Genomic DNA, 26119 nt, shown 5'->3' with positions numbered 1-26119 from the left:
AGATGAGGCTATCCTAATGACCCGACAGGCAGTTGTCAGCAGGAATCACCGTCTGCGCTGTAACAAATTCTGCTCTCGTGTTAATTTTGTGAATATTCACCATGACAGGAGTTAACCAAATGGATGCACTTGAATTACTTGTTAACCGTCGTAGCGCCTCTCGTCTGGCAGAGCCTGCCCCTGCCGGTGAGCAACTTCAGAATATCCTGCGGGCAGGAATGCGCGCGCCGGATCATAAGACCCTGCAACCCTGGCACTTCTTTGTGATTGAGGGCGAAGGACGCGAGCGCTTCAGCGCCGTCCTGGAAAAAGGGGCCATCGCCGCTGACGGTGATGAAAAAGCGATCGAGAAAGCCCGCAGCGCGCCGTTCCGTGCGCCGCTGATTATTACCGTGGTCGCCAAATGCCAGGAAAATCATAAAGTACCGGTCTGGGAACAGGAAATGTCCGCCGGATGCGCGGTGATGGCGATGCAGATGGCGGCGGTGGCCCAGGGTTTTGGCGGTATCTGGCGCAGCGGCGCGCTCACCGAAAGCCCGGTGGTTCGTGACGCGTTTAACTGCCGGCCGCAGGATAAGATCGTCGGTTTTCTTTATCTTGGCACGCCGCAACTGAAAGCCTCAACGACGATTAACGTGCCGGATACCGCGCCATTCGTGACCGTTTTTTAAAATAATCCGCAAAACTGTCTGGATTCTGAGCAAAGACGCCGGAATTCAGACACTCTCTCTTACCACATCAGGGAATGAGCGCTACCATAGCCCGATTGCAATGACAGGAGATGTCCATGAGCGAGCACGCTATTCGTTTAACGCAGTACAGCCACGGAGCGGGTTGCGGTTGTAAAATTTCCCCCAAAGTGTTGGAAACCATTCTGCACAGCGAGCAGGCGAAGTTTGTCGACCCGAACCTGCTTGTGGGCAATGAGACCCGCGACGACGCGGCAGTCTACGATCTCGGCAACGGCACCAGTGTGATCAGCACCACTGACTTCTTTATGCCGATCGTCGATAACCCATTTGATTTTGGCCGTATTGCGGCAACCAACGCCATTAGCGATATTTTTGCGATGGGCGGGAAACCGATTATGGCGATTGCCATCCTCGGCTGGCCCATCAACACGCTGTCGCCCGATATCGCCCGCGAAGTTACCGAAGGCGGACGTTTCGCCTGCCGTGAGGCGGGGATTGCGCTGGCGGGCGGCCATTCCATCGACGCGCCAGAGCCGATCTTTGGCCTGGCTGTCACCGGCATCGTGCCGACCGAACGGGTGAAGAAAAACAGTACCGCGCGGGCGGGATGCAAACTCTTCCTGACGAAGCCGCTGGGTATTGGCGTATTGACCACCGCAGAGAAAAAATCACTGCTTAAACCCGAACACCAGGGGCTGGCGACGGAAGTGATGTGTCGAATGAACATTGCCGGAGCCGCCTTTGCGGACATTGACGGCGTGAAGGCGATGACTGACGTGACCGGTTTCGGCCTGCTGGGCCACCTCAGCGAAATGTGTCAGGGCGCAGGCGTTCAGGCACAAATTCACTACGACGCGATCCCGAAATTGCCGGGCGTCGAGGAGTATATCCGGCTTGGCGCCGTACCGGGCGGAACCGAGCGAAACTTTGCCAGCTACGGGCATCTGATGGGCGAGATGCCGCGTGAAGTGCGCGATCTGCTTTGCGATCCGCAAACCTCCGGCGGTCTGCTGCTGGCGGTGACGCCGGATGCGGTCGACGAGGTGAAACTCGCCGCCGCAGAGTTCGGCATCGACCTGACGGCGATTGGCGAACTGGTTGACGCGCGTGGCGGTCGTGCCATGGTTGAGATCCGTTAATTCAATGCGGTTGTTTATTGCCGAAAAGCCGAGTCTGGCCCGCGCCATTGCGGACGTGCTGCCGAAGCCGCACCGCAAAGGCGATGGCTTTATTGAATGTGGAAACGGTCAGGTGGTGACCTGGTGTATTGGTCATCTGCTTGAGCAGGCGCAGCCCGACGCGTATGACAGCCGCTATGCGCGCTGGACCCTCTCTGATCTGCCCATTGTGCCGGAAAAGTGGCAATTGCAGCCGCGTCCGTCGGTGACCAAACAGCTCAATGTCATTAAGCGCTTTTTACACGAGGCCAGTGAGGTCATTCATGCCGGAGACCCCGATCGCGAAGGTCAGTTGCTGGTGGATGAAGTGCTTGACTACCTGCAACTGGCGCCGGAAAAACGCCAGCAGGTGCAGCGCTGCCTGATCAACGATCTCAACCCGCAGGCGGTGGAGCGCGCCATTGACCGGTTGCGGTCGAACAGTGAGTTCGTGCCGCTGTGCGTCTCGGCGTTGGCGCGTGCGCGCGCCGACTGGCTGTACGGTATCAACATGACCCGCGCCTACACGATTCTTGGACGTAACGCCGGGTATCAGGGTGTCCTGTCGGTTGGGCGCGTGCAGACGCCGGTACTCGGGCTGGTGGTGCGTCGTGACGAAGAGATCGAGCATTTCATTCCAAAAGATTTCTTCGAGGTGAAGGCGCACATCGTTACCCCCGTCGACGAACGGTTTACCGCCATCTGGCAGCCGAGCGACGCCTGCGAGCCATATCAGGATGAAGAAGGGCGCTTACTGCATCGCCCGCTGGCGGAGCATGTGGTGAATCGGATAAACGGTCAACCGGCCATTGTCACCAGCTATAACGATAAACGGGAATCGGAATCCGCGCCGCTGCCGTTTTCGCTTTCTGCGTTACAGATTGAGGCGGCAAAGCGCTTTGGCCTGAGCGCGCAAAACGTGCTTGATATCTGTCAGAAGCTGTATGAAACCCACAAGTTGATCACCTATCCGCGTTCTGACTGCCGTTATCTGCCGGAGGAACACTTTGCCGGACGCCATGCGGTGATGAACGCCATCGGCGTACATGCGCCGGATCTGTTACCGCAGCCGGTCATTGACCCTGATACCCGCAACCGCTGCTGGGATGATAAGAAGGTTGATGCGCATCACGCCATTATTCCTACCGCGCGCAGTGCGTCGATTAACCTTACCGACAATGAAACGAAGGTGTATAGCCTGATCGCGCGCCAGTACTTAATGCAGTTCTGCCCGGACGCCGTTTTCCGTAAGTGTGTGATCGAACTCGACATCGCCAAAGGCAAATTTGTCGCCAAAGCGCGGTTTCTGGCGGAAGCGGGCTGGCGCACGCTGCTTGGTAACAAAGAGCGAGACGAAGAAAACGACGGGACGCCGCTGCCGGTCGTGGCGAAAGACGACGAACTGCTGTGCGAGAAGGGTGAAGTGGTTGAACGTCAGACCCAGCCGCCGCGCCACTTTACCGATGCCACGCTGCTGTCGGCGATGACGGGGATTGCCCGCTTTGTGCAGGACAAAGATCTGAAAAAGATCCTCCGCGCCACCGACGGGCTGGGTACGGAAGCGACCCGCGCGGGGATCATTGAGCTTTTGTTTAAGCGCGGTTTCCTCACCAAGAAAGGGCGCTATATTCACTCCACTGACGCCGGAAAGGCGCTGTTCCATTCGCTGCCGGAGATGGCGACCCGTCCGGACATGACGGCGCACTGGGAGTCTATTCTGACGCAAATCAGTGAAAAACAGTGCCGCTATCAGGATTTTATGCAGCCGTTAATCGGTACGTTGTACCAATTGATCGACCAGGCGAAGTCCACGCCGGTGCGTCGCTTCCGCGGGATCGTCGCGCCGGGTAGCGGCGGCGGTAGCAGCGAGAAGAAAAAGGGTGCGCCGCGTAAGCGAGCGGCGAAAAAAAGCCCGCCATCAGCAGAGGCAGGCATCTAGTTCGTTGGGGAAGAATTAAATCACTCCCTGACCAAACATCGCGTCGGCGACTTTCACGAAGCCCGCGATATTCGCGCCGCGCACGTAGTTAGTCTGCTTGCTTTCACCGCCGTACTCCACGCAGGCGTGGTGAATATCCAGCATAATGTGGTGCAGGCGCGCATCCACTTTTTCCGCTTTCCAGCTCATGCGCGCGGCGTTCTGCGCCATCTCCAGACCGGAGGTCGCCACGCCGCCAGCGTTTGCCGCCTTACCCGGAGCAAACAGTACGCCCGCATCCAGGAACAGATCGGTCGCTTCGATGGTGGTTGGCATGTTGGCCCCTTCGGCGACCGCCTTCACGCCGTTGGCGATCAGCATGCGCGCGGCGTCGACATCCAGCTCGTTCTGCGTCGCGCAAGGCAGGGCGATATCCACCGGGACTGACCACGGTTGTTTACCCTCCAGCCAGGTCAGGCCAAACTCTTTGGCATACGCGGACAGGCGGCTGTCACGATTTGCTTTGATTTCGCACAGGCGCGCCAGCTTTTCTTTGCTAAAGCCGCTTTCGTCAACCACTGTACCGCTGGAGTCAGAGGCGGTGACGACGCGGGCGCCAAACTCCATCGCTTTTTCAATCGCATATTGCGCCACGTTGCCGGAACCGGACACCGCCACGCGCATACCTTCAAAGCCCAGACCATGACGTTTAAGCATCGCTTCAGTGAAATAGACCAGGCCGTAACCGGTGGCTTCCGGGCGGATAAGACTGCCGCCGAACGAAAGACCTTTACCTGTAAACACACAGGCGCTGTTATTGGACAGCTTGCGCATCATCCCGGCCATAAAGCCCACTTCACGCCCCCCGACGCCGATATCACCCGCCGGCACGTCGGTGTCCGGACCCAAATGGCGATACAGTTCGGTCATTAGCGCCTGGCAGAAACGCATCACTTCGCCTTCGCTTTTGCCTTTTGGATCGAAGTCGCTGCCGCCTTTACCCCCGCCCATTGGCAGGGTAGTCAGCGCGTTTTTAAAGGTTTGCTCAAAGCCGAGGAATTTAAGGATCGAGAGGTTAACGGACGGGTGGAAACGCATGCCGCCCTTATAGGGGCCGATCGCTGAGTTAAACTGGACGCGCCAGGCACGGTTGACCTGCACCTGATTACGATCGTCGAGCCACACTACGCGGAACTGAATCACACGCTCTGGCTCAACCAAACGTTCAAGCAACGACATTTCACGGTAACGGGGATTTTGCTCAAGGAAAGGCCACAGGGTGGTCATCACTTCGCGAACGGCCTGCGCGAACTCGGTTTGATTCGGGTCGCGCTTTTGTACATGGTTGAGGAATGATTCCAGAGAGCGTGTCTGATCCATAGATAAACCTTATATTTAAACGATTGTAATTGTGTTTTTAATGAATATGTATTTGCAGTTTTTGACTATACCACCAGGAATGTGACGGGAAGCAAGAAAAAAATGGTGCCGCTAAGCAAATTAATAACCGGGCGTGGGTCATAACAAAAAGCGATGACGGGCGGGATTAAAGTTTTCGCCATGAAAGACCGTTATAGTGAGAACAGTCCCGCAATAATAAGGAATTTCTATGCGCGCTTTCGCCCTCGCCGCCGCCGTGATGACCCTCGCTTTTTCCGCGACAGCTAACCCGATCTCTCACCCGCAGGTCGAGGTCAACGTGCCGCCGGAGGTGTTCAGTACGGGTGGCCAACGTGTGCAGCCCTGTCTACATTGCTGCATTTATCAGGATCAGTATTATTCGGAGGGCGCGGTGATTAAAGTGGAGGGTGTGCTGTTGCAGTGTCAGCGCGATGAAAAAACGATCAGCACGAATCCGCTGGTCTGGCGTCGCGTAAAAGCATAAACGCCTTGAGCAGGGGAATATCGGCGGGAGCAAGCGGATATTCCTGTGCGACGTGCGGCTCGCACCATACCAACCGCTGATGCGCATGGGCGGTTAACGCGCCGCTGAATGCCGGAACATGCCAGGCATGCAGGTGAATGATGCGGCCCGAAACTTCACGCTGATGGCTGGCAACGTAGGCTCCGACAGTGGCGCAGATACCCAGTTCTTCCTGTAACTCACGGGCAAGCGCCTGCGGCTGTGTTTCGCCAGGTTCGACTTTTCCACCCGCAAACTCCCATAACCCAGGTTGATCCGCATGGGCAGGGCGCTGGGCGAGCAATATTTTGCCATCACGCTCGATAATGGCGGCGACAACGTCGAGGGTTTTCATCATATTCATCAATGTCTAACGGGATAAAGTGACATACTATCGTTATCTTTGTTTGACCTGAAGTCCCAGGAGTTTCCCTTGAACGATCCGCAATCGTGGGTTAAGCCGCTGACCCGTTTACCTTTACCGCTTAAGCCGCTGGTTCAAACCCAGAAAAAACATTACGGTGAGGTACTGCACCCGACGCGCTGGTGGGGGCGGATGCCGTTTCTGTTCTGGCTGGTGGCGCTGTTTGTCGGTTTTCTGGAGCGCAAACGGGCGCGGCTGACGCCGGACATGCGCGCGCTGTTGATGACCCGCGTTTCTCAGATATGTCACTGCGCATTTTGCGTTGATGCGAACAGCCTGAGGTTGGCGGAGCGCTGTGGCGCGATGGATAAAGTGCTGGCGGTGGCAAACTGGCAGACGTCCGCGCTGTTTAGCGAGGAGGAGCGCGTGGCGCTGGCCTATGCTGAAGCCGTCACCGCGACGCCGCCGAAGGTTGATGACGCGCTAAAGGCGCAAATGACGGCGCATTTTACAGACGAGGTGATTAGCGAAATGACCGCGCTGCTGGCGTTTCAGAATCTTTCGGCGCGCTTTAACGCCGCGCTGGATATCCCCTCACAGGGCTTGTGTGACAGCCTGAAAGGAGCGCCGCGTGCTTGACCGTCATCTGCATCCGCGCTGCAAACCGTTTTTGCACCGTTGCGCCGGGCTGCTCGACAAACCAGGGGTGTCAGCGGACGGCGTAACGCTGTTTGGCTTTGCCATCGGCGTACTGGCGCTGCCGTTTCTCGCGCTGGGATGGTATTTTGCGGCGCTGGTCGCCATCGTGCTGAACAGACTGCTGGATGGGCTGGACGGCGCGCTGGCCCGGCGCAGGGGACTGACCGACGCGGGGGGATTTCTCGATATTTCGCTCGATTTTCTGTTTTACGCGCTGGTGCCGTTTGGTTTTATCCTCGCACAGCCGGAGCAAAACGCGCTGGCGGGCGGCTGGCTGCTGTTTGCTTTTATTGGCACCGGCAGCAGTTTTCTTGCCTTTGCCGCCCTCGCGGCGAAACACAATATCGATAATCCCGGTTACGCGCATAAATCGTTTTATTATCTGGGCGGGCTAACGGAAGGGACGGAAACCCTGTTGCTTTTTGTGCTGTGCTGTCTGTTTCCGGCCTGTTTTGCGCCGTTGGCGTGGATCTTTGGCGCGCTCTGCTGGTTGACCACGTTCACCAGAATCTGGAGTGGATACCAGACCCTGAAAGCGATTCAGCGTCAGAAATAAGGTTGCGCCGGATGGGCCATGCGCGCATCCGGCCATTTGCGGTTACAGGCTGCTTTGCGGACCCCGTTCGCCACGGGCAACCGGGTTTTTCGGATCGCTGCTCCATTCATACCAGCCGCCGTCGTACACCGACACGTTCTGCCACCCCATCGCCCGGGCGTACATAAACGTTTCCGAAGCGCGCCAGCCGGTGCCGCAATAAAAAGCGATCTGTTGATCCGGCAGAATGTTCCACTGCTTCCACATTGCGGCAATGTCGTCTGCGCTGCGCATGGTGCCGTCCGGGTTATGGAAATCTTCCATATGCGTGGAGTCGCTGCCCGCATGACCCCAGCGCGCGCCGGCAATTTCGCCTTTTGGCTTAATGTAGCTATACCCGCTGGTGGCGCCAATAAATTCCGGCCAGGAGCGAATGCTGACCAGCGAGGCGTCCTGCCTGTGCAGCAGTCTGCGCGCCTGCTGTGTGTCGATCATCAGCTGTGGCTGCGCCGGAATAGTCACGCCGAAATCCGTCGCGGGTTTGACTTTCGCTGGCATCCCGCGTTCCACCGGTAGCCCGGCGTCAGACCAGCTCTGCCAGCCGCCGTCGAGCAGGCGAACGTCCTTCACCCCGGCGTAGAGCAGAATTTGCGCCACGCGGGCGGCGGCATAGACATCGCGCCCGTAGAGAATCACCGTCGTGTCGTGACGAAGACCGTGTCTGGCCAGCATCGCCTTAAGATCGGCATCGGGGACTTTATTCCACAGCGGCTCGCTTTCCACTTCGTTGGTATCGATATAGCCCGCGCCCGGAATATGACTGATAAGATAACGCTTCGGCGCGCCCCAGGCGGCTTCGATCACTTTCCAGTCACCGGCAGGTTTAGCGGCGACCGCGTTGCCTTGTTGCAGTTCGTGCAGCCACTGTGGGTACACCAGTTGTTCAAAATGCGCCAGCCGCTGGAGGCGAGCGGGATCCTGAAGCGCGTCGGTGAGCGTAGAAACCGGGTTTAGACCGGCTTTTTCCAGTCGGTTTTTCACCGCCTGAATCGCCGTTTCACTGCCATAGAGCGCGACCGGGGTGTTGGCGCTAAGGTGATGTTGTTGGATCCACGCTTCGATCTGTTCATCGCTCATGGCGTCGAGCCAGCTGGCGGAGAGATTCAGTGCCGATGGTTCATGGCCGGAAGGGCCGTTAGCGCTCTGCGGCCAGCCGTTATAAAAAGCGCTGGGGCGGGTGTCAATGGCGATGCCATTTTTCTGCATGAGCTGGTGGAAAGTGAGCGCCTGCGTCATATCAGCAGCCCAGGAGGAAGCGCAAGCCAGCCCTAAAGCCATTGCCAGCGCGGTCAGTTGAGAAACACGTTTCATCGAATTGCCCGACGTTGAGATAAGAGGGCGACATTTTCTGCTTCCTGGAGGCGAAAAACTTTGCGTTAACACAGGATGCGCGCATATTTATACGGCGCTGGTCAGCCGCAAAATCTGTCCGCCGGCCGGCACATCTTCCGGGTCGTGGGTGACCTGAACCACGGGAATCTTCAGGCGGCGGACCTCTTCAAAGACCCATTGGCGAAAATCAGCGCGCCGGTCGGCGTCAAGACGCGCGAACGGTTCATCTAACAGTAGCGCCCGTGGCTGTGCCAGCAGGGCGCGGAGCAGCGCCACCCGGCCACGCTGGCCACCGGAGAGCGTCGCCGGATCGCGTGACGTGAACCCCGCCATTCCCGCGCGTTCCAGCGCATGTTGTACCGCCTGTTCGCGCGCCGCGCCTTTCACGGCGGCCGGTAGCGCCAGCAGCAGGTTCTGTCCTACAGTGAAGTGATCGAACAGCAAGGCATCCTGAAATAATATACCCACCTGCCGCGCGGCGGTGGGCAGCCGATCCAGTCGCCGATCGTCCAGCCACAGTTCGCCAGAAGCCGTCAGCGGCAGTGACAGCGCACCAACCAGCCAGGCCAACAGCGAGGATTTTCCGCAGCCGGAAGGGCCCATTAACGTGACAATGTCACCTTTTGCCGCCTCAAACGTTAATGGGCCGAACAACGGGGTCTGTTTCAGGTACAGAGAAAGATGACGAACAGTTAGCATTATCGCATTCCTTGACGGGCACGACCGACCCAGGTTGAGATGCCGGCAGCCAGCATAAACACCAGCAACGGTAACAACAGTTGCCACAGAGCCTGCGCCGCCAGGATGCCGGTGCTGCCGCCGCTACTGAGGGCAACGGCTTCTGTCGTCAGGGTCGGAAAGCGCCCTGCGCCCAGCCACAGCGTCGGCATATATTGCGCAATGCTCACAGAAAAACCGACCGCCAGCGCAATCAGCGCCGGGCGCAGCATCAGCGGGCATTTCAGGTAGCAGAAAATTTTTACTGGCGACCAGCCCAGCGTTTGCGCCACCAGAATCAATCGCGGGTCGATGCGCCGCCAGGTCGGTTGCAGTACGAAAAGCATCCATGGCGCAACCCACAGCAGGTGGCCCCAGATGAGGGTAGAAAACTGTCCGTCATGCCCGGTGCGCAGTGCGACAGCATACTGACCGACCACCAACGGTAGCGCGGGCAGCAGGATCGGTAACCAGACCCAACGATGCCTGTGCCGTGGCCCCCATTCCAGCCAGAGCAGTAACATAACCAGCGCCAGTACGCTGGCGAGCGCGCCTATTTGCAGGCTGTTGAGCAACGCGTCGACGTCGGGCGTGGCATCTCGCGCGAGCACAGCCAACAAAAGCGCGCACACGAGTCCCGTCAGCGGCAGTGCGCGCGACAACGCCTTTCCGCTCAGGGCCGGAACGTGAGGCTGACGCAGACCGTTGACGGAGGGCAATGTTCGCCGCCAGATACGCCAGATCAGATATCCAACCAGCGCAAAGAGGGCGAGTAACATGACCAGCAGCAGGCTGGCCAATGCCCCTTTACTCTGTTGGTCGCTGTCGCCCTGGCTTAGCCATTGCCAGCTTAGTACGGCCAGCGTGGGCGGGTTACCAGGGCCGAGAATCATCGCGACGTCTACTGTCGAAAGCGTCCACGCGACCACTGCCAGCATCACCACGCCCAGTGCCGGGGCCATTGAGGGAAGGATCAACCAACGCATCGCCTGGTAACGGTTGTAGCCCAGTGAGTCGAGGATAATGACCTGACCACTGAGACGTGTTTCGCTCAGCAGGACCGTCAAAATCCACAGTACAAAAGCGCTCTCTTTCACTGCAAGCGTGACCCCCAGTCCAATGCCATAGCTGTCCATCGGCGGCGTGAACGCTGGCAGTGCGCGCCAGAGTAAGCCGCCTTCGGCAAACAGCAGGAGCGTTGCGCTGGCAAAGGCGACGTGAGGGATGGCCAGCAGCCACGGCAGTCGACCGGCCAGGCGGCGCCATCGATCGCCTGGCCAGAGCGACACGACGATCGCCAGCGCGATGAACAGCGCGCCGACGGCGGCGACGATCGTGGAAACCACGGTGGCCAGCAGCGCTTGCGGTAACTGCGGATCGGCAAACAGCGCCTGCCAGTGCGCGAATGACAGGGCCGGGGAGATCAGCAGTACGCTGGCGGGCACTAATGGCGCGTAGACAACCAGCATGCACAGCCAGGCCAGCAGCGTTAGCGCGTACCGTAACGGCGCAGCCATTCCTGCTCCAGGGCGTTGATCCAGGCGGCGTGAGGTTCAGGTAACACGGCAGGCAGGCCGCCCGGCGAGCGCGCAGCCAGCGCTTCTCGTTCGGCAACAGGCAGCGTTTGCGGGTCCAGTACCGAAGGATCGCCCCAGACTGCCGGGTCAGCTTTGCGCAGTTGCGCCTGCGGCGAGAGCAGGAAGTTTGCCACCACCTTCGCACCTGCTTCGGCACGGGCGTTGGCGGGAATCGTCACAAAATGAACGTTGCCAATCATGCCATCAGAAAAGCCAAAGCTGTAGCTGCTGTCCGGCAGTTCGCCGCTGGCGACTTTTTGCTGCGCGTGGGCCGGGTTAAAGGTCAGCGACAGGCGCAGCGTACCGCTGTTCAGCAACGCATCCATGCGCGCCGGCGAAGCGGGAAAGTCTTTCCCCTGACGCCACAGATACGGGTGCAACGCGTCGAGATAGCGCCACAATGGCGCGGTTACCTCCGCAAAACGGGCGGAATCGGGCGCAACGGTTAGCGCTGTCGGCGTGCGGGTCAGCGAGATGAGTAACTGTTCGAGAAATGCCGTACCGGTGAAGTCCGGCGGACGCGGATAGCTTACGGTACCCGGGTGGGCTTTGGCGAACGCCAGTAGCGCCTGCGGACTTTGCGGCGGCTGCGGCGTGACGTTTCGATCCGCAATAAAGGTGAGCTGTGCGCCGCCCCAGGGCGATTCCGCACCGTCGGTAGGCACGGAGAAATCTTCCCGCACCGGCTTTTGCGTATCGACATAACGCCAGTTAGGCAGCGTCTCCGCCCACTGAGTTTGCAGCAGTCCCGCTTCTTTCAGCGTGCGGAAATTTTCGCCGTTTACCCACAAGAGATCTACCGAACCGCCGTCTTTCCGCCCGGCGGCGGCTTCGGTCTGAATACGTTTTACCGCGTCCGCAGCGTCGGCCAGACGGACGATTTTCAGGTCAATAGCGTAATGGGTTTTCATTTCACCGCTGACCCAGTCCAGATACCGGTTGATCGCCGGATCGCCTCCCCAGGCGTTAAACCAGACTGTCTGGCCTTTGGCTTCTTCTTTAACCTGCTGCCAGCTGTCAGCGGCATGAACCTGAGCGCTTAACAGCAGGCCTGCAATAACGCATCCCCAACGCATAGTTACTCCTGAAAAAAACGTGTTGCCAGCCAGCGCGAGGCCAGCGGTAAAAGCCCGAGCAGCGCAAACGCGGCCAGCATAGCGGGTGAGATAATGTCACGCATGGATGTCAGATGACCCAGTTGCCTGCCGGCATTGAGATACACCAACGTGGCGGGCAGCATTCCCAGTTGGCTGACCCACCAGTAGCGGCGCACGCTAATGGATGTGACTCCCGCCAGCAGATTCACCACCACGAACGGGAACAACGGCATCAGGCGCAGCGCAAAGAGATAGCCGACGCCGTTGCGCGCGATCCCGCGATTCACCGGCATCATCTGGCGGGAAAAACGGTGCGATACCCAGTCACGCAGCAGATAACGGCTGGTGAGCATAGCGAGCGTGGCGCCCAGCGTCGAGGCAAATGAGACCAACAGCGTCCCTTGCCACAGACCAAACAACGCGCCGCCGAGCAGGGTTAACAGCGCCGCGCCGGGTACAGACAGGGCTGCTACGGCGGTATAGAGCAGGAAATAGAGCGTCGCGCAAAGCAACGGCCACTGGCGCTGCCAGTCCACCAGCAGAGCGTGGTTGCGCCTGAGCGTATCAAGCGTGAGAAAGCCGGGGGGCGTGAGCCACATCAACCCGGCTATGAAAAGGACAAGGATACCCGCTAACAGGTATTTTCGGCTGTTCACCGGTCTCTATCAAACGTGAAACTTCGCCCATACCGGCGCGTGATCGGAGGGTTTTTCCATACTGCGGATATCGTAGTCGATGCCGGTTTCGACGCAACGTTCCGCCAGCGGCTGGCTTGCCAGTAGCAGATCGATGCGCAGGCCGCGGTTGTCATCAAAGCCTTTTGAACGGTAATCAAACCACGAGAACCGATCCACCGTTTCCGGGTGCGCGTGGCGGAAGGTGTCCACCAGTCCCCAGTTCAGCAAACGTCCCATCCATTCACGTTCTTCCGGCAGGAACGAACATTTTCCGGTGCGCAGCCAGCGCTTACGGTTTTCTTCGCCGATACCGATGTCCAGATCGGTCGGGCTGATGTTCATATCGCCCATGATCAATACCGGATTATCGCGCTTCAGTTCAGTGTCGAGATACTGCTGCAGGTTTTGATAGAACCGTTCTTTCGCCGGAAATTTGACGGGGTGGTCGCGGCTTTCACCCTGCGGAAAATAACCGTTAATCACCGTCACGTTGCCCAGAGGCGAGGGGAGTTCCGCCATGATAATGCGGCGCTGCGCTTCTTCACCGTCGCCAGGGAATCCGCGACGGACGGCGACAGGCGTCTCTTTTGTCAATAGCGCCACGCCGTAATGGCCTTTCTGACCATGATAAAACACGTTGTAGCCGAGTTTCGCCACGTCCTCAAGCGGAAACATGTCATCGTGAACTTTTGTCTCCTGAAGGCCGATGACGTCAGGTTGGTGTTTTTCGACAATGGCTTCCAGTTGATGAGGTCTGGCGCGCAAGCCGTTGATATTAAAAGAGACAAATTTCATAGTCGCTGCCACTTTGCTGGGTGAATAGTGCAAGGATGGTAGCAGAATTTACGTTGGCTGACTGCCACTTGTCGCCAGATTCCTGCAATGAATGCGAATGGTGTTAACGATGGTGCAACATTTGCCCGCTTTCAGGGCGAATTGCGCCAGAATGGCGCAGCAATTTCCGGTAAATTTCGCAGACGATCACATTTCCAGAATTATATTTGGTATGTGCATAATATTGCGGTTTTTCATCCATTTATTCACCTTTCCAGCAAACATATTCACTTTTTATGCAGTAAAAATGAATATCGACAGGCTATAACCCATTGATTTTGTGTTTCTCCATCCCGTTTATGCATTTTTTCGCTGGCTGGCATGAAGCCTGCAATCTACATTTACAGCGCAAACACACTATTTATTAACATATAAATAACTTTTTATTTACCGTTGAGGTTGCTATGTCTCAGTCAATTACGCGTGAAAATTTTGATGAATGGATGATGCCCGTTTATGCCCCGGCGCCTTTTATTCCGGTACGTGGCGAAGGTTCACGCTTGTGGGATCAGCAGGGTAAAGAGTATATCGATTTCGCCGGGGGGATTGCGGTCAATGCCCTTGGTCATGCGCACCCGGAACTGCGAGACGCGCTAAATGAACAAGCTGGCAAATTCTGGCACACCGGTAATGGTTACACTAACGAACCGGCGCTGCGGCTGGCGAAAAAACTCATCGACGCCACCTTTGCCGATCGCGTTTTCTTTTGTAACTCCGGGGCGGAAGCTAATGAAGCGGCGCTGAAGCTGGCGCGAAAATATGCCCACGATCGCTACGGCAGCGAGAAGAGCGGCATTGTGGCGTTCAAAAATGCTTTTCATGGCCGCACGTTGTTTACCGTCAGTGCTGGCGGGCAACCGGCCTATTCTCAGGACTTTGCGCCGCTGCCGCCGGATATCCGCCACGCGGTATATAACGACATTAACTCCGCCAGCACCCTGATCGACGACACCACCTGCGCGGTGATCGTTGAGCCGATGCAGGGCGAAGGCGGGGTGTTGCCCGCCACGCCTGCGTTCCTGCAGGGCTTGCGCGAGCTGTGCGATCGTCACAACGCGCTGTTGATTTTTGACGAAGTCCAGACCGGCGTCGGTCGCACCGGTGAGCTGTACGCCTATATGCATTACGGCGTTACGCCCGATCTGCTGACCACGGCGAAAGCGCTCGGCGGCGGATTCCCCATCGGCGCGCTGCTGGCACGTGAGGCCTGCGCCAGCGTGATGACCGTCGGTACGCACGGAACCACTTACGGCGGCAATCCGCTGGCGACCGCAGTCGCCGGGAAACTGCTGGACATTGTGAATACCCCGGCGATGCTGAACGGCGTCAAACAGCGCCACGACGGGTTTGTTGAGCGCCTGAACGCCATTAACCAGCATACCGGCCTGTTTAGCGAAATTCGCGGTCTGGGTCTGCTGATTGGCTGCGTGCTGAACGCCGGGTATGCCGGTCAAGCCAAACAGATAGCGCAGGAAGCGGCGAAAGCGGGCGTGATGGTGCTGATTGCCGGGGCTAACGTGGTACGTTTCGCCCCTGCACTGAACGTCACCGAAGAAGAAATGACCACTGGGCTGGATCGCTTCGCGCAGGCCTGCGCACAGATCAAGGCTGGAGGTTCCTCATGAGAGTAATCCGTCCTGCTGAACAGGGTGATGTCGCTGCGCTGATGCAGCTTGCCGGTAAAACCGGCGGCGGTCTGACGTCGTTACCGGCGAATGAAGCGACGCTGGCAGCGCGCATCGATCGCTCAATTAAGACCTGGCGGGGAGAACTGCCGAAAAGTGAACAAGGGTTCGTGTTTGTACTGGAAGACAGCGAAACCGGGGAGGTGGGCGGGATTTGCGCCATCGAGGTGGCGGTCGGGCTGAATGATCCGTGGTACAACTACCGTGTAGGGACGCTGGTGCATGCCTCGAAAGAGCTGAACGTCTATAACGCGCTGCCGACGCTGTTTCTCAGTAATGACCACACCGGCAGCAGCGAGTTGTGTACGCTATTTCTAGATCCGGACTGGCGCAAAGAAGGCAATGGTTATCTGCTGTCAAAATCGCGCTTTATGTTTATGGCGGCGTTTCGCGACAGGTTTAATGAAAAGGTGGTTGCGGAAATGCGCGGCGTCATTGATGAGAACGGCTACTCTCCGTTCTGGGAAAGCCTGGGCAAGCGCTTTTTCTCAATGGAATTTAGCCGCGCGGATTTCCTGTGCGGTACCGGGCAAAAAGCGTTTATCGCGGAACTTATGCCCAAACATCCTATTTATACCCATTTTCTCAGCCATGAGGCGCAGGCGGTGATAGGTCAGGTCCATCCGCAGACGGCGCCTGCCCGCGCGGTGCTGGAAAAAGAGGGATTTCGCTACCGTAACTACATCGATATTTTCGATGGCGGGCCGACACTCGAGTGTGACATCGACCGGGTACGCGCCATTCGTAAAAGTCGGCTGGTGGAGGTTGTCGAAGGACAGCCTGCCCCTGGGGATTATCCGGCCTGCCTGGTGGCTAATGAGAATTACCAGAACTTCCGCGTCATGCTGGTGCGCGCGGACCCGGATACGCAGCGGTTGGTGCTCACGGCAGCACAGCTGGATGCCCTGAAATGTCAGGCGGGGGAAAGCGTGCGCTTTGTCCGTCTTTGCGCTGAGGAGAAAACGGTATGACGTTATGGATTAATGGTGACTGGCTGAGCGGTCAGGGGGAGCGTCGGGTTAAACGCGATCCGGTGAAGGGGGACGTGCTTTGGGAAGGTCACGACGCGGATGCCGATCAGGTGTTGCAGGCCGTTCGCGCTGCCCGCGCGGCGTTTCCGGCATGGGCAAAACGTCCTTTTAGCGAGCGTCAGGCGATTGTAGAGGCGTTTGGCGGGCTGCTGGAAAACAATAAAACGCAGCTCACCGCGATTATCGCCCGCGAAACGGGTAAGCCGCGGTGGGAAGCGGCCACGGAAGTGACGGCGATGATCAATAAAATCGCCATTTCGATCAACGCGTACCACGCTCGTACCGGAGAGCAGCAGAGTGCGTTGCCGGACGGCGCAGCGACGCTGCGCCATCGTCCGCATGGCGTGCTGGCGGTGTTTGGCCCCTACAATTTCCCCGGACATCTGCCGAATGGCCATATCGTCCCGGCGCTGCTGGCTGGCAATACGGTGCTTTTTAAACCCAGTGAACTCACGCCGTGGACCGGTGAAGCCGTAATCAAACTCTGGCAGCAGGCCGGATTGCCCCCCGGCGTCGTGAATCTGCTTCAGGGCGGTCGCGAAACGGGACAAGCGCTGAGCGCGCAGGACGATCTGGATGGTCTGCTGTTTACCGGTAGCGCGAATACGGGTTATCAACTGCACCGCCAGCTTGCCGGACAGCCGGAAAAAATTCTCGCGCTGGAAATGGGGGGAAATAACCCGTTGATCGTCGAAAACCCGGCAGATATCGACGCCGCCGTGCACCTGACTTTACAGTCGGCGTTTATTACTGCCGGACAGCGCTGCACCTGCGCGCGCCGTTTACTGGTCAAAAAAGGGGCGCAGGGCGATGCCTTTCTTGCGCGGCTGGTCGAGGTGAGTCAGCGGTTACAGCCGGGGCGCTGGGACGCTGAGCCGCAGCCTTTTTTCGGCGGGCTGATTTCAGCGCAGGCGGCGAAGCACGTCTACATGGCCTGGCAGCGTCTGGCGGCGCTTGGCGGTAAGACGTTGCTGACGCCGCGTCTGATTGAGGAAGGCACGTCGCTGCTGTCGCCAGGGATTGTGGAATTGACCGATGTGGCAAATGTGCCCGACGACGAAGTGTTTGGCCCGCTGTTGGGCGTCTGGCGTTATGACCGTTTTGAGGACGCGATAGCGCTGGCGAACCAGACACGCTTTGGCCTGTCGTGCGGACTTATCTCGCCCGATCGTGCACAGTTTGACCAGTTGCTTCTGGAAGCGCGCGCGGGGATCGTCAACTGGAATAAACCACTGACCGGAGCCGCGAGCACCGCGCCGTTTGGCGGAGTGGGGGCATCCGGTAACCATCGCGCCAGCGCGTGGTACGCCGCGGATTACTGCGCCTGGCCGATGGCGAGCCTCGAATCACCGACATTGACGCTGCCGGGCGTCCTGAGTCCCGGGCTTGATTTCTCTCGTGAGGAAGGATTATGAACGCGCGCGAGGTTAATTTTGACGGGCTGGTGGGGCTGACGCACCATTATGCCGGGTTGTCGTTTGGTAATGTGGCGTCCACGCAGCACCGCTTTCAGGTATCGAATCCGCGCCTGGCCGCAAAGCAAGGATTGCAGAAAATGAAAGCGCTGGCCGATGCCGGGTACCCGCAGGCAGTGATCCCGCCGCATGAACGGCCATTTATTCCGGCGCTTCGCCAGCTCGGGTTTAGCGGTAGCGATGAGCAGATCCTCGCAAAGGTGGCCCGGCACGCGCCGCAGTGGCTTTCCAGCGTCAGTTCAGCGTCGCCGATGTGGGTCGCCAATGCGGCCACGGTCGCACCGTCTGCTGATACTCTGGATGGTAAAGTTCATTTGACGGTGGCAAACCTCAACAATAAGTTTCACCGATCGCTGGAGGCTCCGACGACCGAAGCGCTGCTGCGAGCCATTTTTCACGATGATCGTTATTTTTCGCTTCATTCGGCGCTGCCGCAGGTGGCGATGCTTGGCGATGAAGGCGCGGCGAATCACAGTCGTCTGGGGGCTAACTATGGCGATCCTGGCATCCAGCTGTTTGTGTACGGGCGTGAAGAGGGCAATCAGACCCGGCCTTCTCATTATCCGGCGCGCCAGACCCGTGAGGCCAGCGAGGCGGTCGCGCGGCTGAATCAGGTTAATCCGCGGCAGTGCATTTTTGCCCAGCAGCATCCTGATGTGATTGATCTCGGTGTTTTCCATAACGACGTTATTGCGGTGTCGAATCGGCAAGTGCTGTTTTGCCATGAGCAGGCTTTCGCCAGCCAGGATCAGGTACTGGACCAGCTGCGCGCCCGCGTGCCGGGTTTTACGCCTGTCGTGGTGCCTGCGTCAGAGGTATCTGTTTCCGATGCGGTTGCCACCTATTTGTTTAACAGCCAACTGCTGAGCCGTGAAGATGGCTCGATGATGCTGGTGCTGCCGCAGGAGTGTCGTGAACATGCGGGGGTATGGCGTTATCTGACAAACCTGCTGGAAGGCGACAACCCGATCCGCGATATGCGTGTGTTTGACCTGCGTGAAAGTATGTCCAACGGCGGCGGTCCTGCGTGTCTGCGCCTGCGGGTCGTGTTGACCGATGAGGAGTTGCGGGCGGTGAATCCGGCGGTGATGATGAACGACACCCTGTTTTCCGCCCTCAACGACTGGGTGGATCGTTACTATCGCGACCGGCTGACCGCCGCAGACCTGGCGGACCCGCAGTTGCTGCGGGAAGGTCGCGAAGCGCTGGACACCCTGACGCAGTTGCTGAAACTTGGTTCTGTCTATCCGTTTCAGCAGGCAGGAGAGCGACATGGATGATTTCCTTGCTGTCACCCTGGCAGGCGTGATACCGAAGGTCTCCGAAGGGAAAGGCCCGGGCTTTCACTGGCGTCAGACGGCGCCGGGCATCCTTGAGCTGATCCCGGAAAAGGCGACCGATCGGGCGTTAGTGATTTCGGCCGGTATTCACGGTAATGAAACGGCGCCGGTGGAAATGCTTAGCGCGCTGCTGACGAGATTAATGGCGGGTGAGATCCCTCTGCGCTGGCGGCTGTTGCTGATTCTGGGCAACCCACAGGCGCTGGCAGAGGGCAAGCGCTACTGTCACAGTGATATGAACCGGATGTTCGGCGGGCGCTGGCAGCAGTTTGAAGAAAGTGGTGAAACGCTACGCGCGCGGCAACTGGAACGATGCCTGGAGGATTTCTGGTGTCGGGAAGCAACCCCGACCCGCTGGCATCTCGATCTTCATACCGCCATCCGTGGTTCTCATCATCTGCGGTTTGGCGTGTTGCCGCAGCGTCCGATTCCGTGGGATGACGGTTTTCTCGACTGGCTCGGCGCCGCCGGGCTTGAGGCGCTGGTCTTTCATCAAACACCAGGCGGTACGTTTACGCATTTTAGCGCAGCGCATTTCGGCGCGCTTTCCTGCACGCTGGAGCTGGGAAAGGCATTACCGTTCGGGCAAAACGATCTACGCCAGTTTGCGCCTACCGCAGACGCGTTGTCCGCTCTGCTGGCCGGGAAGGGAGAAAAGCGCAGCGGCGCGCAGCCGGTTCGCTATCGTGTAGTATCACAAATTATGCGACGCAGCGAAGCATTTGTGCTGCATATTGACCGTCAGACGCTGAACTTTACACCGTTTCAAAAAGGCACACTGTTAGCCGAAGACGGCGCCGAGCGCGTTATTGTACGCCACGAAGTTGAGTACGTTCTTTTTCCCAACCCTGCCGTCGCACCCGGTTTACGCGCCGGACTGATGCTGGAAAAAATCAACTGACCTATTTACCGCAGGCTCTCTTTGCCTGCGGTTCTTATTATATCGTGCGTCTGTGAAATATTACGGATTATTCCTGGCAAATTGCTTTATTATTCATCATTGCTGAGTTATAGTTCTTCATATTTCCTGCAAAATCATCCGCTTGTCATTTTTTCTTGCCATTCTTCGCCATAATTTCTTTTTTCCTCCACAATTGGCGAAAAGTTGTTTTTTATACTTTCATTGTTTTACCGATACTCTGACTAATTGACGATAAAGCCGCTAAAGTTAATCTCGTCAACACGGCACGGCTCTTGTTGGTAAGAGTTAAGAAAGCCGTAAAAAATAACTGAAAGGAAGGATAAAGAATATGCGTAAATTAACTGCACTGTTTGTTGCTTCTACCCTGGCTCTGGGCGCTGCTAACCTGGCTCACGCAGCCGAAACCACCGCCGCCGCGCCAGCGGATGCAAAACCCATGATGCACCATAAAGGCAAATTTGGTCCGCATCATGACATGATGTTCAAAGACCTGAATCTGACCGATGCGCAAAAGCAGCAGATTCGCGACATCATGAAAGAGAAACGCGCTGACATGAAACGCCCGTCTTTAGATGAGCGCCGCGCAATGCACGCGATCATTGCCAGCGACAGCTTCGATAAAGCCAAAGCTGAAGCGCAGATCGCAAAAATGGAAGAGCAGCGTAAAGCCAACATGCTGGCGCACATGGAAACACAGAATAAGATCTACAACATTCTGACCCCGGAACAGAAAAAGCAGTTTAATGCCAATTTTGAGAAGCGTCTGACAGAACGTCCGGCGCGAGACGGTAAAATGCCCGTACCTGCTGAGTAATCGCTGAGCAAACGGATCCGAAAACCGCCGGTCTTGTTCATCCTCTCCCATGAGGCGATGGACAGGCCCGGCGGTTTTTTTTACCGCAATAGGCCATTCCACCCTGACGCCAGTTATCTGCTGTTCATTAAAGCATCCGGGCTGAGGTCGATGATCTCGCAGGTGCCGGAAATCAAGGGCTTGCAGAGGATTTTGTAGCCATCATGATCAAAACCTGCCGGCGTTTGTACCAGCGTCGACACGTTATCCAGAGAGTCAACCGCGCCCAGCCAAAGCCAGTTATTAATAATGTGGTACTGCGTCATCCCCGCTCGGCTCTCTTTGAGCGCAATAGCGTTTTTCCACGGCCAGCATACAACACGCAGTTTTTCCAACGAATCCAGCAGGCGGGTCGCATGCTGGTCAGGGCTTTCTTTGCCGCAACAGGCCCCCGCGCAGCGCTTCAGCGCTGAGCGAAAACAGGCGCGACCGCGACTCAGCGGCTCAAGACCGAGCAGTCCATAACACAGCTTTTGTTCATCAGCGAGGGTCTGTAAGGCCTGCAACGCGGCGCGACGATTGGCAAAAAGACCAAACAGGTTGGCCGCGTGTGAAAAGTCGACGTCGCGTGCATAAACGACGTCAACGTTTTGCCCGCGAAGCTGGAGGGCGCAGAGTTGGCGGTTGCGCCGGAGTCGTTTGTTAAACAACGGCTGCTGTTCTTTAATAAGCCGGGCTTCCAGCAGCAGCGCGCCGATTTCTCCCGCGGTGCAGATCCAGGTAATGCGTCGGGACTGACGCAGCATGGCGGCTTCATCGGGGGTGCGCAGATGTGACAGTACCCGGCTGCGAATATTCACGCTTTTGCCTATGTACAGAGGCATGGCGTCGCTGTCGCCATGGAACAGATACACGCCGGGTACGCTGGGCAACGCATCAAGGAAAGGGCGCAGATGTTCGGGGTATTTGTAAATTGCTGCTGCTTCAAATTCTGGACGAGGGGCTGATTGACGCCGTACCACGGTTAACTCCGGATGCTGGTTATTCATCCAGTATAGCAGCGCAGCGGAGAGTAAAAAAGAGGCGATTTTGTGGAGGCTGGCCGGACAGCGCGCGTGGCGACATTATCCGGCCAGGTAAAATTACTGTTTCCAGAAATCGTCAAACACCGTAATGGGCGGACGGCGTTTATGTTCCGTCTTCAGGTACCAGCCTTCGATGATATTGGCAACGGCGGGATCGACGGCTTTGCCTTCCAGATAGTCATCAATATTGTCGTAGCTGACGCCGAGCGCGGTTTCATCCGGCAAAGAAGGGCGATCGTCTTCCAGGTCGGCGGTCGGGGCTTTCTTGTAAAGATGTTCCGGGCAGCCTAACGCGGCCAGCAACTGTTTGCCCTGACGTTTGTTCAGGCGGAACAGGGGATTAATGTCGGTGCCGCCGTCGCCATATTTCGTAAAGAAGCCAGTAATAGCTTCCGCCGCATGGTCGGTACCTACCACGACTCCGCTGGTCATTCCGGCGATACTGTACTGTGCCTTCATACGTTCGCGGGCTTTTTCGTTACCGCGCACAAAATCGCTCAGTTCAATCCCCGCGTCGCGCAACGCCTGTTCACTCGCCAGCACCGCGCCCTTAATGTTGACCGTCAACACACGATCCGGCTGGATAAAAGCAAGCGCGTCCTGGCAGTCCTGCTCGTCGAACTGCACCCCGAAAGGCAGGCGGACTGCAATAAATTGCAGCGCGTCATTACCTGTTTCTTCGCGCAGTTCGCTGATCGCCATCTGACAGAGTTTTCCTGCCAGCGTGGAGTCTTGCCCGCCGCTGATTCCCAGCACCAGGCTTTTCAGGAAGGAATAGCGTTGCAGATACGCTTTCAGAAAATCCACGCTGCGGCGAATTTCTTCTTCTGGATTAATGTGCGGCTTTGCGCCCAGCGCCTGGATGATCTCTTGTTGCAGAGACATGTAACCCCTCCCCAATATGAAATAAAAAAAGCAGTCTGTAATAAAGCTAACCCTTTGTCGCGCAAACGACAAGTCGGGGCGGGCCGTGTGGCGTTTAAAACGACATCCTGGTGACTTATTAGAATCATCCGAAACCAACTTCGTGTGGAGTGGTCGCTTGAAAAAAGTGGAGATGTATTCCAGGCTTACTTAACACGCTGAAAAACAAGAGGACGGAAAATGAACAAGAACGTAGCAGGAATTCTGAGCGCAGCGGCGGTATTGACTATGCTGGCAGGCTGTACGGCTTACGATCGTACAAAAGACCAATTCGTTCAGCCGGTAGTAAAAGACGTGAAAAAAGGCATGAGCCGTTCACAGGTTGAACAGATTGCCGGTAAACCTTCTTCTGAAGTCAGCATGATCCATGCTCGCGGTACCTGCCAGACCTACATTCTGGGTCAACGTGATGGTAAAGCTGAAACCTATTTCGTCGCCCTTGACGATACCGGGCATGTCATTAACTCTGGCTATCAAACCTGCGCCGAGTATGACACCGACCCCCAGGCTCCGAAGCAGTAATGACTGTCTAAAGCCTGAACAGCACGAAGAACCGGCCATTGCGCCGGTTTTTTTATAGCGGCATGATCTTAATTATTGGAGCGAATTATTTGCCTGAAATGTGAAGGGGGTCATAACGTCAGGTCAATGAGAGACAATTTAGTTGGTCAAGGAAATACCATCCGCGGGTCCGATACCGTATACTCATTTCAGACACAGAAATAAGTCTTTCGATTACGCAAGTTGTCCAGTGCATGGATGCAGGTTTGAGACTTGCGGCGTGTCTGGTTAACAGATAATCGCACTTGAGGAACGTTTTATGGAAAAGAAACACATTTATCTGTTTTGCTCTGCGGGCATGTCTACCTCTTTACTGGTGTCGAAAATGCGCGCACAGGCTGAGAAATACGAAGTACCGGTTATTATTGAAGCATTCCCGGAAACCCTTGCCGGAGAAAAAGGCCCGGCGGCAGATGTCGTATTATTAGGACCGCAAATTGCTTATATGTTGCCCGAAATTCAGCGTTTGTTACCTGACAAACCTGTAGAAGTGATTGACTCGCTGCTGTATGGCAAAGTCGATGGTTTAGGCGTGCTTAAGGCTGCGGTTGCAGCAATTAAAAAAGCCGCTGCGAATTAATATTTTAATTTTTTCCCGTCAAAGAGTTATTTCATTTACATATACCGCAATGTCACATTGCGGTTTTTAAGGGTATTTTTCTATGAGTAACGTCATTGCTTCACTTGAAAAGGTACTCCTTCCTTTTGCTGTAAAAATAGGAAAGCAACCACACGTTAATGCAATCAAAAATGGTTTTATTCGTTTAATGCCGTTGACCCTCGCTGGGGCCATGTTTGTATTAATTAATAACGTTTTCCTGAGCTTTGGGGAGGGGTCGTTTTTTTATTCCCTCGGCATTCGGCTGGATGCGTCTACCATTGAGAATCTCAATAGTCTGAAAGGCATCGGTGGGAACGTCTACAACGGTACGTTAGGCATTATGTCCCTGATGGCGCCGTTCTTTATCGGTATGGCGCTGGCAGAAGAACGTAAAGTCGACGCCCTGGCAGCCGGCTTATTATCCGTCGCGGCATTTATGACCGTTACGCCCTATAGCGTCGGTGAAGCCTATGCGGTCGGCGCAAACTGGCTGGGCGGCGCGAATATCATTTCCGGTATTATTATCGGTTTGGTGGTTGCGGAAATGTTCACATTCATTGTCCGCCGTAACTGGGTGATCAAATTACCCGATAGCGTACCAGCATCTGTCTCCCGCTCATTCTCCGCGTTAATTCCAGGTTTTATTATCCTCTCTATCATGGGGATCATCGCCTGGGCGCTGACCACCTGGGGAACGAACTTCCACCAGATCATTATGGATACCATTTCTACGCCGCTGGCGTCGCTAGGCAGCGTGGTGGGTTGGGCTTATGTTATCTTCGTTCCGCTGCTGTGGTTCTTCGGTATTCACGGCTCCCTGGCGTTGACCGCGCTGGACAGCGGCATTATGACCCCGTGGGCGCTAGAGAACATCGCTATTTACCAGCAGTACGGTTCCGTTGACGCCGCGCTGGCCGCCGGTAAGACCTTCCACATCTGGGCAAAACCGATGCTGGACTCCTATATTTTCCTCGGCGGCAGTGGCGCAACGCTTGGCCTGATCATCGCTATCTTCATCGCGTCTCGTCGCGCCGATTATCGTCAGGTCGCAAAACTCGCGCTGCCGTCAGGCATCTTCCAGATTAACGAACCGATTCTGTTTGGTCTGCCGATTATCATGAACCCGGTGATGTTTATCCCGTTCATTCTGGTACAACCGATTCTTGCCGCGATTACGCTGGTGGCGTACTACCTGGGCATTATCCCGCCGATTACCAACATCGCGCCGTGGACCATGCCCACCGGCCTGGGCGCCTTCTTTAACACCAACGGCAGCGTCGCTGCGCTGCTGGTGGCCTTGTTCAACCTGGGTGTGGCGACGTTGATTTACCTGCCGTTTGTTGTGGTGGCTAACAAAGCGCAGAACGTCATTGATGAAGAAGAAAGCGAAGAAGACATCGCCAACGCCCTGAAATTCTAAATTTTAACCGGCATGTGGTTACGCATGTCGGGTCGTCAAAGAGGAATGATTTATGATGGATCTTGATAGCATTACCGATGCGCAAACCGAGGCTGAAGAGCTTGAAGAAGTGGTGATGGGGCTCATCATCAATTCCGGACAGGCGCGCAGCCTGGCCTACGCAGCGTTGAAGCAGGCAAAGCAGGGCGACTTTGCGGCGGCGAAGACGATGATGGAACAGTCGCGCATGGCGCTGAATGAAGCCCATCTGGTGCAAACGAAACTGATTGAAGGCGATCAGGGTGAAGGTAAAATGAAAGTCAGTCTGGTTCTGGTGCATGCGCAGGATCACCTGATGACCTCAATGCTGGCGCGCGAACTGGTGTCAGAATTGATAGAGCTTCACGAGAAGCTGAGCAAGTAAGGAGTTGATGATGCAACTGCAGGCTACCGCTACCGTACCGGAAATCACCGTCGCCCGCGAACAGCAACTGTTTAATGGCAAAAATTTCCACGTCTTTATCTATAACAAGACAGAGAGCGCCTGCGGCTTGCATCAGCACGACTACTATGAGTTTACGCTGGTGCTCACCGGCCGCTATTACCAGGAGATTAATGGTAAGCGTGTGCTGCTGGAGCGGGGGGACTTTGTGTTTGTCCCGCTGGGTTCTCATCACCAGAGTTTTTACGAGTTCGGCGCCACGCGTATTCTTAACGTCGGCATCAGCAAACGTTTTTTTG

At 56.6% G+C, this 26119-nt stretch carries 28 protein-coding genes; 17 read left to right on the top strand and 11 right to left on the bottom strand.

The genetic code is table 11. The features are described from left to right. Nucleotides 1-119: 119 nt before the first annotated feature. The 3 genes from CSE01S_RS09895 to topB all read left to right on the top strand — a co-directional run bounded on the left by CSE01S_RS09895 (nt 120) and on the right by topB (nt 3788). A complete protein-coding gene (locus CSE01S_RS09895) occupies nt 120-671 on the top strand; it encodes an NAD(P)H nitroreductase (RefSeq protein ID WP_042287553.1) in 552 nt (183 codons plus the stop codon). 116 nt (nt 672-787) lie between these two features. Then, entirely contained in the window at nt 788-1831 is a 1044-nt protein-coding gene (selD, locus tag CSE01S_RS09890) for a selenide, water dikinase SelD (RefSeq protein ID WP_042287550.1), read from the top strand. 4 nt (nt 1832-1835) lie between these two features. Then, entirely contained in the window at nt 1836-3788 is a 1953-nt protein-coding gene (gene topB, locus CSE01S_RS09885; RefSeq protein WP_042287548.1) for a DNA topoisomerase III, read from the top strand. 15 nt (nt 3789-3803) lie between these two features. On the opposite strand, the gene gdhA is transcribed toward topB, so the two are convergent. Further along, entirely contained in the window at nt 3804-5147 is a 1344-nt protein-coding gene (gene gdhA / locus CSE01S_RS09880; protein ID WP_042287545.1) for an NADP-specific glutamate dehydrogenase, read from the bottom strand. Between the two features lie 259 nt (nt 5148-5406). Between gdhA and CSE01S_RS09875 the strand changes: the two genes are divergently transcribed. Beyond that, entirely contained in the window at nt 5407-5652 is a 246-nt protein-coding gene (locus CSE01S_RS09875) for a YnjH family protein (RefSeq protein WP_148365392.1), read from the top strand. Here the strand turns inward: CSE01S_RS09875 and CSE01S_RS09870 are convergent. Further along, complete coding sequence (locus CSE01S_RS09870) at nt 5612-6028, bottom strand: pyrimidine (deoxy)nucleoside triphosphate diphosphatase (RefSeq protein ID WP_042287735.1); 417 nt, start codon at nt 6026-6028, stop codon at nt 5612-5614. The two genes, CSE01S_RS09875 and CSE01S_RS09870, sit on opposite strands and share 41 nt — an antisense overlap. Before the next feature lie 75 nt (nt 6029-6103). Here CSE01S_RS09870 and CSE01S_RS09865 point away from each other — a divergent pair, with 75 nt between their 5' ends. Both CSE01S_RS09865 and CSE01S_RS09860 read left to right on the top strand, forming a co-directional pair. Beyond that, complete coding sequence (locus tag CSE01S_RS09865) at nt 6104-6673, top strand: carboxymuconolactone decarboxylase family protein (protein ID WP_042287541.1); 570 nt, start codon at nt 6104-6106, stop codon at nt 6671-6673. After that, nucleotides 6666-7289, top strand: coding sequence for a CDP-alcohol phosphatidyltransferase family protein (locus CSE01S_RS09860; protein ID WP_042287538.1), 624 nt, complete (start codon nt 6666-6668; stop codon nt 7287-7289). The genes CSE01S_RS09865 and CSE01S_RS09860 overlap by 8 nt, the downstream gene beginning before the upstream one ends. 42 nt (nt 7290-7331) lie before the next feature. Here the strand turns inward: CSE01S_RS09860 and CSE01S_RS09855 are convergent, their stop codons facing one another. The 7 genes from CSE01S_RS09855 to CSE01S_RS23060 all read right to left on the bottom strand — a co-directional run bounded on the left by CSE01S_RS09855 (nt 7332) and on the right by CSE01S_RS23060 (nt 13764). Beyond that, the gene (locus CSE01S_RS09855) at nt 7332-8639 is read right to left on the bottom strand and encodes a rhodanese-like domain-containing protein (protein ID WP_042287535.1); all 1308 of its coding nucleotides are present in this window, start codon (nt 8637-8639) and stop codon (nt 7332-7334) included. A gap of 87 nt (nt 8640-8726) precedes the next feature. Next, entirely contained in the window at nt 8727-9359 is a 633-nt protein-coding gene (locus CSE01S_RS09850) for an ATP-binding cassette domain-containing protein (RefSeq protein ID WP_042287533.1), read from the bottom strand. Beyond that, nucleotides 9359-10894 carry an ABC transporter permease family protein gene (locus CSE01S_RS09845; protein WP_042287530.1) on the bottom strand — a complete coding sequence of 512 codons (1536 nt, stop codon included), beginning with the start codon at nt 10892-10894 and terminating at the stop codon, nt 9359-9361. The genes CSE01S_RS09850 and CSE01S_RS09845 overlap by 1 nt, the downstream gene beginning before the upstream one ends. Further along, complete coding sequence (locus tag CSE01S_RS09840) at nt 10867-12030, bottom strand: ABC transporter substrate-binding protein (RefSeq protein WP_042287527.1); 1164 nt, start codon at nt 12028-12030, stop codon at nt 10867-10869. Before CSE01S_RS09840 ends, CSE01S_RS09845 begins: the two co-directional genes overlap by 28 nt. Before the next feature lie 2 nt (nt 12031-12032). Further along, entirely contained in the window at nt 12033-12707 is a 675-nt protein-coding gene (locus CSE01S_RS09835; RefSeq protein WP_042287524.1) for a TVP38/TMEM64 family protein, read from the bottom strand. 9 nt (nt 12708-12716) lie between these two features. Next, nucleotides 12717-13523, bottom strand: a complete 807-nt coding sequence (gene xthA, locus CSE01S_RS09830) for an exodeoxyribonuclease III (protein WP_042287522.1) — start codon at nt 13521-13523, stop codon at nt 12717-12719. A 103-nt stretch (nt 13524-13626) separates the two neighbouring features. Next, nucleotides 13627-13764 (bottom strand): hypothetical protein, encoded by a 138-nt coding sequence (locus CSE01S_RS23060; RefSeq protein WP_157449580.1) that lies wholly within the window; start codon nt 13762-13764, stop codon nt 13627-13629. Between the two features lie 202 nt (nt 13765-13966). On the opposite strand from CSE01S_RS23060, the gene astC reads away from it, so the two are divergent. The 6 genes from astC (at nt 13967) to spy (ending at nt 20829) form a co-directional block, all read left to right on the top strand. Next, the gene (gene astC / locus CSE01S_RS09825; protein WP_042287521.1) at nt 13967-15187 is read left to right on the top strand and encodes a succinylornithine/acetylornithine transaminase; all 1221 of its coding nucleotides are present in this window, start codon (nt 13967-13969) and stop codon (nt 15185-15187) included. Further along, entirely contained in the window at nt 15184-16218 is a 1035-nt protein-coding gene (gene astA / locus CSE01S_RS09820; RefSeq protein WP_042287518.1) for an arginine N-succinyltransferase, read from the top strand. Before astC ends, astA begins: the two co-directional genes overlap by 4 nt. Beyond that, the gene (gene astD / locus CSE01S_RS09815) at nt 16215-17693 is read left to right on the top strand and encodes a succinylglutamate-semialdehyde dehydrogenase (protein ID WP_042287515.1); all 1479 of its coding nucleotides are present in this window, start codon (nt 16215-16217) and stop codon (nt 17691-17693) included. Before astA ends, astD begins: the two co-directional genes overlap by 4 nt. Beyond that, nucleotides 17690-19033: an N-succinylarginine dihydrolase gene (gene astB / locus CSE01S_RS09810; RefSeq protein WP_042287512.1), complete on the top strand. Its 1344-nt coding sequence runs from the start codon at nt 17690-17692 to the stop codon at nt 19031-19033. Before astD ends, astB begins: the two co-directional genes overlap by 4 nt. Beyond that, a complete protein-coding gene (astE, locus tag CSE01S_RS09805; RefSeq protein WP_042287510.1) occupies nt 19026-19994 on the top strand; it encodes a succinylglutamate desuccinylase in 969 nt (322 codons plus the stop codon). Before astB ends, astE begins: the two co-directional genes overlap by 8 nt. 349 nt (nt 19995-20343) lie before the next feature. Then, complete coding sequence (gene spy, locus CSE01S_RS09800) at nt 20344-20829, top strand: ATP-independent periplasmic protein-refolding chaperone Spy (protein WP_042287508.1); 486 nt, start codon at nt 20344-20346, stop codon at nt 20827-20829. A gap of 113 nt (nt 20830-20942) precedes the next feature. Here spy and cho read toward each other — a convergent pair whose 3' ends face one another. Both cho and nadE read right to left on the bottom strand, forming a co-directional pair. After that, nucleotides 20943-21830: an excinuclease Cho gene (cho, locus tag CSE01S_RS09795; RefSeq protein WP_042287733.1), complete on the bottom strand. Its 888-nt coding sequence runs from the start codon at nt 21828-21830 to the stop codon at nt 20943-20945. Between the two features lie 120 nt (nt 21831-21950). Next, nucleotides 21951-22778 carry an NAD(+) synthase gene (gene nadE, locus CSE01S_RS09790; protein ID WP_042287506.1) on the bottom strand — a complete coding sequence of 276 codons (828 nt, stop codon included), beginning with the start codon at nt 22776-22778 and terminating at the stop codon, nt 21951-21953. Between the two features lie 219 nt (nt 22779-22997). Here nadE and osmE point away from each other — a divergent pair, with 219 nt between their 5' ends. From osmE to CSE01S_RS09765, 5 genes are all read left to right on the top strand, one after another. Further along, nucleotides 22998-23339: an osmotically-inducible lipoprotein OsmE gene (gene osmE, locus CSE01S_RS09785; RefSeq protein WP_042287504.1), complete on the top strand. Its 342-nt coding sequence runs from the start codon at nt 22998-23000 to the stop codon at nt 23337-23339. A gap of 298 nt (nt 23340-23637) precedes the next feature. Then, the gene (chbB, locus tag CSE01S_RS09780) at nt 23638-23958 is read left to right on the top strand and encodes a PTS N,N'-diacetylchitobiose transporter subunit IIB (protein WP_042287501.1); all 321 of its coding nucleotides are present in this window, start codon (nt 23638-23640) and stop codon (nt 23956-23958) included. An 82-nt stretch (nt 23959-24040) separates the two neighbouring features. Further along, a complete protein-coding gene (chbC, locus tag CSE01S_RS09775) occupies nt 24041-25399 on the top strand; it encodes a PTS N,N'-diacetylchitobiose transporter subunit IIC (RefSeq protein ID WP_042287498.1) in 1359 nt (452 codons plus the stop codon). 52 nt (nt 25400-25451) lie between these two features. Then, nucleotides 25452-25802, top strand: coding sequence for a PTS N,N'-diacetylchitobiose transporter subunit IIA (gene chbA, locus CSE01S_RS09770; protein WP_042287495.1), 351 nt, complete (start codon nt 25452-25454; stop codon nt 25800-25802). Between the two features lie 10 nt (nt 25803-25812). Further along, a partial coding sequence (locus CSE01S_RS09765; RefSeq protein ID WP_167333855.1) for a cupin domain-containing protein occupies nt 25813-26119 on the top strand: 307 nt, incomplete at its 3' end.

Origin of the sequence: Citrobacter sedlakii NBRC 105722, assembly GCF_000759835.1 — a bacterium.
Lineage (GTDB): Bacteria > Pseudomonadota > Gammaproteobacteria > Enterobacterales > Enterobacteriaceae > Citrobacter_A > Citrobacter_A sedlakii.
This window is presented reverse-complemented; position numbering and strand designations above follow the sequence as displayed.